This window comes from Lewinellaceae bacterium, from assembly GCA_020636135.1.
In the GTDB taxonomy this organism is placed as follows: domain Bacteria; phylum Bacteroidota; class Bacteroidia; order Chitinophagales; family Saprospiraceae; genus JAGQXC01.
In genome coordinates this window covers 3,929,870-3,939,818 of sequence record JACJYK010000001.1, presented here as the reverse complement: position 1 = coordinate 3,939,818, position 9,949 = coordinate 3,929,870, and the positions used below count along the sequence as shown (strand labels likewise).

Annotated in this window: 3 protein-coding genes; 2 read left to right on the top strand and 1 reads right to left on the bottom strand. The window is 49.2% G+C overall.

Translation table 11 applies throughout. The annotated features are described in order from the left end of the window. Together H6570_15105 and H6570_15100 are read left to right on the top strand one after the other, a co-directional pair. On the top strand, positions 1–591 hold a 591-nt coding region (locus tag H6570_15105), incomplete at its 5' end, for a T9SS type A sorting domain-containing protein (protein MCB9320609.1). 537 nt (positions 592–1,128) lie between these two features. Further along, positions 1,129–9,024 (top strand): HYR domain-containing protein, encoded by a 7,896-nt coding sequence (locus H6570_15100; protein MCB9320608.1) that lies wholly within the window; start codon positions 1,129–1,131, stop codon positions 9,022–9,024. Between the two features lie 370 nt (positions 9,025–9,394). Here H6570_15100 and H6570_15095 read toward each other — a convergent pair whose 3' ends face one another. Continuing rightward, positions 9,395–9,724, bottom strand: coding sequence for a hypothetical protein (locus H6570_15095; protein MCB9320607.1), 330 nt, complete (start codon positions 9,722–9,724; stop codon positions 9,395–9,397). Positions 9,725–9,949 lie beyond the last annotated feature (225 nt).

Here is a 9,949-nt window from a genome sequence, read left to right as displayed (position 1 = left end):
TCGGGCGAAGTGGAAGTCTGGGCTACGGACTTTGATGCGGGCAGCTACGACAACTGTACGACAGCCGATGACTTGATCCTGAGCTTCACGGAAGACGGCGAGACCCCAAGCATAACGTTTACCTGTGCCGATATCCCGGATGGAAGATCACAGGAGATTGAAGTGGAGATCTGGGTCATCGATGAGGCCGGCAACAAGGACTTCTGTACTACGACGTTGCTGCTACAGGATAACACTGGAAATGCCTGCCAGGACAGCAGTCCGTTGACGGGGTCGGGAACTGGATTGGCGACACCCGGACAAAAGGTAAAGGGAGAAGGGATAAGGACGCCTGAGCTCTATCAGAATACGCCGAACCCATTCAGCGGGGAGACGAAGATCGGCTTCTGGCTGCCGGAGAGTATGACAGCCACCCTGAGGGTGATGGATGTAACGGGTAAGGAGTTCTACCGGGTGACAGGCAGTTATTCGGGCGGTAATCATCTGATTACCTTGGAAGCTGGCAGCATCCCGGAAGTGAAAGGGGTGTTATTTTACCAACTGGAAACCGAAAAAGGGGTATTGAATAAACGCATGGTGAAAGTGAATTAACCGATGCTGACCGGTGCTGACCGACCAAAGGGAGCGTCAGTAGAAACGGAGAAAGGGGTGTTGAATAAGCGCATGGTAAAAGTGGATTAATTTTATGCTGACAAAGCGATAGAAGTTCTAAAAGACAACCAGGATATAAGACAAAGCAGTCATCTCAATTTGGGATGGCTGCTTTGTCTTTTAAGGTATCAAGCTATAACAATCCCGAAGAGCGGGCCTCACTTTAAGACAGATCCAGAAACCAATGTTCGCATGGATTAAAAATTTTCCATCAAAGCCATCAATAACAACAAAAAACACATAGTAATAATATCTATGTGAATAAAATGGATATCTCCTGGATTTTGCCTATTTTCGTCAGGTAAAAAATACCGGGTCAGACTGTAAGGTAGGTCATTCAGCCCTACGGAATTTTTGCTGCTCTCATATACAATATAGTCTGGTAGCTTCACTCATCCGGTCAACTTAAACAGTATAAGGAAACATTGAATTTGCTTCAGAGCTTGCTCTGGACCACAAACGACCAAAGACCAACTTATGAAAACCAGCAACTTTACACTTCTACACATCATTACAAACAATTCAGGCAGGAAACTCTTTGCCCTGATTTGTTTGATATCTGTTGCGCATACTGTTTTTGGTCAATACCTCGAGACCTTCAATACACCGAACAAAGGCTATTTAATAAATTTTGTGGATGATCTCACCGGTGTCAACTGGACGATGTCATCCTGGTCTCCGGATAATACAACTTCCGGATTCTCGGGGAGAGACGCTACGGATTATTTTCAAACGACTGCTGCCGGCGTATTGGAGAGTATAGACCTGGACCAGGAAGTGTACTGGGAAAGTCCATTGATTGACATCAGTTCAGCGGGTACGGTTTCCTTATCTGTAAAATTGGTCTGGAATGGTTTTGACAATGATGTCGTAGCGAATTCGTGCATATCCGGTCCTTATGGCACCAATGCAACCCTGGATGTTATCAAAGTCCAATACAGTATCAATGGGGGCGCCTATTCCATGATACCGAATCAGGTAGGAGGGGCCGCCTGTGCAACCATTGGATATGCCAGTGGTGCAGGCACCGGGATCAACGGCTCTGCCACCGTTACAACAACCGGACTTTCCGGGTCAACCATACGCATACGGGTAGTAGTCAATACCAACGCCAATGCAGAAGTGGTCCAAATCGATAGTGTTTCCATCCCCCAGTCAGGAGTCATGTTGTATTGCACCCAGCCAACCGTAAACCTGTCGCCTGTCAATATCGTCTGCAATGGCGCCAACTCAGGCGCCATAAAGGTTACGGCCAGCGGCGCGACTCCCGGATACAATGTCAGTTGGGCTGGACCAAGTAGCGGTAATCCGGGAGGTACAGAAATAGCCAGTTCGGGAGGTATGTACACCATTACTGGCTTAGCTGCTGGTATGTATTCAGTGAGTGTGAGCGATGCTACCGGATGTACTATTTCATCTTCTACAACCATAATTAGTTCTCCGATAACACAATCTGCAACCATTAGTCCGGACATATGTAATGAAGGTAATGGCACCATAGACTTAACTCCCGGAGGTGGCAATTTGCCGTATACCTATTTATGGTCCAATGGTGTAACGACCCAGGATATCAGCGGGTTAGCAGCAGGTTTCTATACCGTCACCATTACCGACGGCTCCGGACCGGGGTGTACCTCCGTACAGGTCTATGCAGTACCTGATAATGTGGATGGGCCCTATCAGGAAACATTTTCTGTCGATGGAAGAGGCTACCTGATTAATCAGGTGAATAACTTCTTTGGTGTGAACTGGACCCTTTCACCCTGGACCTACGATGAACCGCCCGCAGGTATCGGAAGGGACAATGGTGATTATCTGCGCACCATCGGAGGTAAACTTTCCGGCACCGACCTTGATGAAGAAGTGTGCTGGACCAGCCCCTTTCTTAATATTGGTTCCTCCGGTTCAGTATCCTTTGGAGTGGATCTTACCTGGGCCAGTTTTGATCCGGAAGATTACATTTCGGTTCAATTCCGAACGGGGAATGGCGCTTTTACCAAAATACCCAACGGGGTAGGTGGTGGCACTGAAACCATTCAATATACGACTGCAGGAAATAACGGAAGTACTAACATAGTTCGAACAGGGATTACTGGAGATTCACTGCAAATTCGTGTATGCTTTAATACCAACTCACAGAATGATACCTTTTCATTGGATAACGTCAATGTCCCCAATACCGTATCCCTGTGTTTTGCCACCGACACAACGCCACCGATGGCGGTCTGCAAAGACCTGACCGTAGATCTCGATGCAACCGGGAATAGATCGATTATGGCTCAGGATCTGGATGGAGGAAGTACCGATGATACCGGAATTACCAGTTACATGGCTTCCCAGACCGGTTTTGACTGTACAGACCTGGGCATTCAGATGGTCACCTTAACCGTGGCCGATGCTGCCGGGAACAGTGCTTCCTGTGTAGCAATGGTGACGGTACGGGATACAGTCCCTCCTGCCCTCCAATGTCCGATGAATTTTTCGAACGCTCAGGTCGACGGCAATTGTCAGAATGCTCTGGCTGATTATCGCATGTCGGTGATGGCTATGGATAATTGCGATCCCATGCCAGTGCTGAGTCAGAATCCTTCACCGGGCACGATTACCGGGACGGGGATGGTCGATGTAACCGTCTACGCAACGGATGCCAGTGGAAACATCGATAGTTGTCAGTTTGTGATTAATGTAGTTGATAATATTCCTCCAATTGCCGCTTGCAAAGATGTTACCGTTTATGCGGACGATAACGGAATGGCAGCTTTAAGCACAGGAGATTTAAACAACGGCAGTACGGACAACTGCAACATTTTCTCTTATCAGCTCACCAGTGACATGGTCAAATGTAATCCAATGGGATTCGTTATGGATACCCTGATCGTTACCGACGATAACGGGAATGCAGATTCTTGCCAGTCAACTATTACGATCATTGATACGATAGGACCGGTGATCCTGAACAATCCGGGTGATCTGATCGGCTATCAGGGTGGAGCTGGCTGTGGTGGACCTGTTAGCTGGCCTGAAGTGACAGGGACGGACAATTGCTGCTTACAATCTCTGGTGGTTTCGTCTGTTCCTTCCGTCATCATAACCACCTCCATGGGTACGACCGGCAGCAATAATTTTCCTGCTACACGGGTTACCAGCGTTAAATATGTGGCTACCGACTGTTTTGGCAATAAGGATTCGATCCAGTTTTCTGTGACAGTTTTAGATACCACGCCCCCCAGGATGACTTGTAAGGACATTACCCTGTATCTGGACGGGAGTGGCTCAGCAGGGATAACTCCATTTAGTACGCTACAATCCTTCTATGATGCCTGTGGACTTCCGCGGGACGTATACTCAAAAAGGTTTTTCAACTGTTCCGATATTGGATCCCAAATGGTGACTACCACCTTAACCGACCAGTCTGGAAATTTCAACTCATGTAGCTCGAATGTTACGGTTGTTGACACGGTATCTCCTGTGGCACGGTGTCAGGATATTACGACCTATCTGGATGGAATGGTAAGCGTCAGCATCACTGACATCGCTGTAGATGCAGGTAGCACGGATAATTGTAGTGTTACTTCTTATTCAACCAGCCCCAAAGCTTTTACCTGTGCAGATATAGGACCCAATGCGGTTGTACTGACTGTCGCCGATCAATCCATGAACTCCAAAAGCTGTATGGCGATGGTAACGGTTCTGGACACCACGCGCCCGGTAATAACATGCCAGGACATCGCTGTTTATCTGGATGGAGTTGGCTATGGATCGATTATCGCTTCATTTGCTGCATCTGTAACGGATGCGTGTGACATTGATACCTTATATGCTTCTCAGTCGGAATTTACCTGCCAGGATTTGGGGACAAAGATGATTTATTTGATCGTAAGAGATGTAAGCGGGAATAAGGACTCATGCCTTACTCCTGTTACAGTGTTTGATCCTTTTTTCTATTGCTGTGATACGCCAAGTATTTCGTGTCCTGCGGATATCACGGTGACTGCTGATCCTTTTGCCTGTGAGGTACCGGTGAGCTACTCGTCACCAACCGTGATGAGCAATTGTACGCCGGTGATTACACAGCTATCCGGACCGGCATCGGACAGCATGCTATACATTGGGATATATACCGTTCAGTTCGAAGCGAGTAATGCCCCCACCAAAAAAGACACGTGTTCGTTTACGATCACGGTACTTGAAAACGGGCAGTCGCAACCGTTGCAATCCACCGCCAAACGAGCGGCAGCAGGCCTGGCATGCCAGGATCATGTGAACATCAGCCTGAGCAGCGACTGCCAGCGTGTGATCACCGCTCGTGATGTGCTGGTGAGTGGCAGCGCCGGCTGTATCGACCGCTACAATTGCGAAGTTTTCAGACCAGGAAGCCTCATTCCGATTCCGGGAGCTACCCTGACGTACGAACACGTCGGACAGACCTTAACCTATGTGGTGGAAGACATCCAGTCGGGCGGTAAATGCTGGGGTACGCTGAAAGTGGAAGACAAGCTGGGCCCGGTCATCCGCTGTGAGAACGATACGCTGACATGCCTGGAAGCGGCGATACGCTCGACCGACGATTACATGGAATCGTTGGTGAGCGACTGCGGACCCTATCCGGCGCGGGTGGAAATTGTGCATTCGATCTGGGAAGATTACCAATGCGAAGATTCGTTATTCAGCGGAAAGATCACGCGGACGATCCGGAGCACGGATCCATATGGGAATCACAACGAATGTGTGCAGGAGATCTGGATCGAGCGGAACCGCCTGGATAGTTTGATCTGCCCGGATACGATCGAATTGGAATGTACGACGCTGGAATACCTTAAAGCGATCTATGGGGATAACCTGGACTCGTTGATTAGCATACCTGGGGTGAAACTGGATTTGGACGCCCTGGATCCGTTGACGTTGCAGCTGGTAACAAATTTATTGGGCCAACATGATGTGCTTGCCTATCCGGAGGTGAAGACGCTGGATGGGGATCGGAGTCCGTTATGGATACCGGATTATTATTACCAGGTCATTCCAGACCTGGCGAATGCACACTGTAACACAATAGCGGAATACGAGGATAAGGTATTCGAGATCTGTGGCAAATCGCGGAAGATCCGGCGCACGTGGACGATCTACGACTGGTGCGGACACCGGGATACGACGTGTGAACAATGGATCATCGTACGGGATACGACGCCACCGCTGTTTAATATCTTCCCTTATCTGTACAGCGGATTCGATATGGATACGACGTCACTGCTGCAGTTGATAGAACGCTTTACGGTGTTGGCGTACACGGAACCGCATGACTGCAAGGCGCATGTCCACTTGCCGGATTTGAAGAAATACTTTTTTGACTGCAGCCCGTTTGAGATGGGTTATGAAGTTGAAGTAGCGGATCCGCACCACCCGGGCAAGACGACGGTATTGAGTGGTACGCTGCCGGATGACATCTATCTGCCGGAAGGGGTTTTTACGGTGAAGTTCCGGATGGTTGATGCCTGCTGGAATACGAGCTTTGAGGCATTTCCGGATGGGGCCTTCGGTGGCTTAGGCAGTCTGGGTGATTTTTTAAACCTGTTAATACCGGGGATCACGGTGCAGGTATTGGATGCAACGCCTCCGACGCCGGTATGTGATGAGATCACGCAGGTGACCCTGGACCCGGCGAGCTGCTGGGCGCGGATCAACGCGGAGGATCTGGATGACGGCAGCCACGACAACTGCTGCGATCAGCTGTATTATGCGGTGGCGCTGAAGGACAGCGTAGACTACTACGAAGCGCAGTTCCAGGAGTTTTTGTCGTCGGTGACGGAAGAATACTTTGGAGTAGACATTCCATTTGACGGCCTGGGCCTCTATGAGACCGAGGCTCCCAACCTGGTGTCGTTCATGCGGGTGGCGCATGAGGTATGGATGAACCTGTGTGCCTTCGATGTGGTTGAAGACCTGACGGAGTGTGGAGAAGACCAGGTTGTGCTGCGGGTTTACGAGGCCTGTGGACTGCGGCCCTACGACGAACACATCAAGAAGAACGTGACGTGCATCTTGCCACCGATCTATCAGACGACACCGGGGGGTACACCTACGGCGGTCTACCAGTGGACGATCGATACGAAGCAGGAGCATTTCTTCTACGAGCTGATGAATGCATGCTGGGATGATTATTTCCCATTGCTGGGCTGCATCACGAATGAGTCGCTGTACCTGCGTTATGTATGGTGCCTGGTGGAATACTACAAAGATAAAGGTCAGTTTGTACAGCTGAACAAGATGACGCTGGATCAGATCGAGCTGGAACTGCAGAACATCCTGAATGCAGATATAGGCGAGTGCATTGTAGACAATATACCGGAGATCCTGGTGGGCCTGAAGGTGAAACAAAACTTCATGTACACGGATCTGCTGAAGACGAAATACAACGACTGCTGGATCGAGGTGCTGAAGGACGACAAGACCCCGCCGGTAGTCGTAGCACCTGAAGATGTTACGGTGTACTGCGACGGCGTACCTTACAACTGGACGGTCACCAAGCATTACGATTACGGGACAAAGTCGGTGGAATTAGGAGGAGAAGGAGCAAGCTTTGCGCATGATGTCTGTGAAGGCGGTGATGTGCTGAGTGATCATTGCATCACGCCGCAACTGGTGTTCACGATCCTGACGCCGCCCAATGGTGGTTACGATGTGGTGAGTTGCTGTGTGGAGCAACCGTGGGATGGTGGCGAATACGGCTATTACGGAGGGCCCCAGGTGGAAGGATATGCGTACGACGCCTGTGTGGATGGACTGGCGACGATCATACCCCAGTTGTCGCACGACTGGAAGCCGATCTATTGCCAGATCTGGTTGCTGCTGGATCAATACGACAATAAGGATGGCGGTCATCCGGATCCACAAAGCTACTTTGAGGAGACAGCGGAAGACTGGGTGATCACAGACAACTGTTCATTGCCGGATACGCAAGTGGAGATTACCGGCAGTCTGAACGAATGTGGGGTAGGGACGCTGACGAAGACGGTGACGGCTACGGACAAGTGTGGTAACACCGCACACGATACGCAGACCCTGTATGTGAAACCACGCTCCGACTTTGAGGTGATCTTCCCGGCAGATGTGGTGGTGGACTGTACGGATGGAGCGAACCTGGCAGCGGACCGCACGGGAGCAGGCTATCCGGAGATCAGCGACGACGACTGTGAGCTGATCGGGGTGACGTACTCGGATGAGCGTTACGATGTAACGGAAGGGTGTTATAAGATCTTAAGGCACTGGAAGCTGATCGACTGGTGTGTTTATTCACCGGATCTCCATAACCGCTATCCGGACGTGATCGTCGACGACCGGCTGCTGGCCGGAGAAGCGCGTCAGTGTGTTGTACGGAATCTGAAGGATGATGGTGATGGGTTTATGGAATACATCCAGGTGATCAAGGTAGTAGATAACGAAGCGCCTGTACTCGAATGTGCGGTGCTGGAAGATAAGTGCATCAACGATGGCTGCGGAGAGGCGACCGTGGTTTACAACCTGGTCAGCAGTGTGTCGGACAACTGTACCTTGCCGGTCGATATGTCTTATCGTTATAGCGTAGAAGATGAGGCTGGAGTGGAAGTGTTGCGCGGAGAAGGTCAGGTGCTGGTAGCCCCATTACCTGCCGGGTCTTACCAGGTGCGTTTGATCGCGTCCGACCGTTGTGGCAACGAAGACATGTGTTATACCACGTTTACCATCAAGGATTGCAAGAAACCTACACCTTATTGCTATCATGGGATCAGCACGGTGGTGATGAGTCCTTCGGGTGAAGTGGAAATCTGGGCTACGGACTTTGATGCGGGCAGCTACGACAATTGTACAAATGCGGATAAATTGATCTTCAGTTTTACCGAGGATGGCACCACACCGAGTTGGATCTATACCTGTGCAGATATTCCGGATGGGCGTTCGCAAGAGATCGAAGTGGATATCTGGGTCATAGATGAAGCCGGTAATAAAGACTTCTGTACGACAACGCTCCTGTTACAGGACAACACCGGTAATGCCTGCCAGGACAGCAGTCCATTGACGGAGTCGGGATCCGGAGTAGCATCTCCGGGGCAAAAGGTAAAGGGAGAAGGGATAAGGACGCCAGAGCTGTATCAGAACACGCCGAACCCATTCAGCGGTGAGACGAAGATTGGCTTCTGGTTGCCGGAGAGCATGACAGCCACGCTGAAGGTGATGGATGTGACGGGTAAAGAGTTATACCGGGTGAGTGGCAGCTATTCGGGAGGTAATCATCTGATCACGCTGGAGGCTGGCAGTATCCCGGAAGTGAAAGGGGTGCTCTTTTATCAGTTGGAAACTAAATCCGGGGTGATCAATAAACGCATGGTGAAGGTGAATTAATAGGATGCTGACAACACGATAGTGTTCGTCAGTGAAGAGGAGGAAGCGCGAAGGCAATGCCGACATTGCGATAGTATTCGTCAGTAGCTGACATTACCAAAGTAATCGTCTGTAAGATGGTCATAGTGAACCAATACCATGCAGACATTGCAAAAGCAATCGTCAGAAGGTGTATTGTTCTATCTCTTGGGAACCGAAAGAGGAATATCGAGAAAGCAGTTGGTGAAGGTGAATGAACAAACACCTGCCTTCCTACCTTCGGCTTCTGACATCCAGATCATGCTGCTGTTATGGGTCGCGTTCCTGGGACGTGCCTGACAGCCCAATACTATTAGGCTGCAGTACATTCAGGCCTGTATGGAGCGTTGGGTTAAGCGAGAAATATAGAGATCGCTTTATCTTTCTTAAATTCAAACTTAACTTCCTGTCCCAGCTTATTCATAAAATGAAAGGAATATGTCCGACGATTCCCGGAAACGGAAATAAATCGTTTAGGATACAGCATTTGTTCAATTTGATCATTGGTCAAACGCCCTGTCAAGCTTAACTCCGTTGTAATGTTCTCCTTATGATGCTGAAATAAATCGTATTCTTCTCCCGATAAACTAAAGATTCCGGGTATTCGAATAAAATTTGTTCCAATCAAAAGCAGGGGGGATGCAAGCAGTACTTTGGTATTTAAGAAGTTTCTTCGGGTCATCATTCTACAATTATAGGGGAATAAACTTCCCGCTATGAATCAGAAAGATATCATTATTACTTGATATGCTTCAAAATTGGACGACAGAAACGATTTATTAAATCAAACGAAGTGCCTGCAACTTAATGAATGATTTAAAGATCAAATATTAAAATCTCCAATGAATCCAAGTTATATTTAGGAATTCAAGGGATCAGCCGGATTCCACAAACAAATCCTATTTAT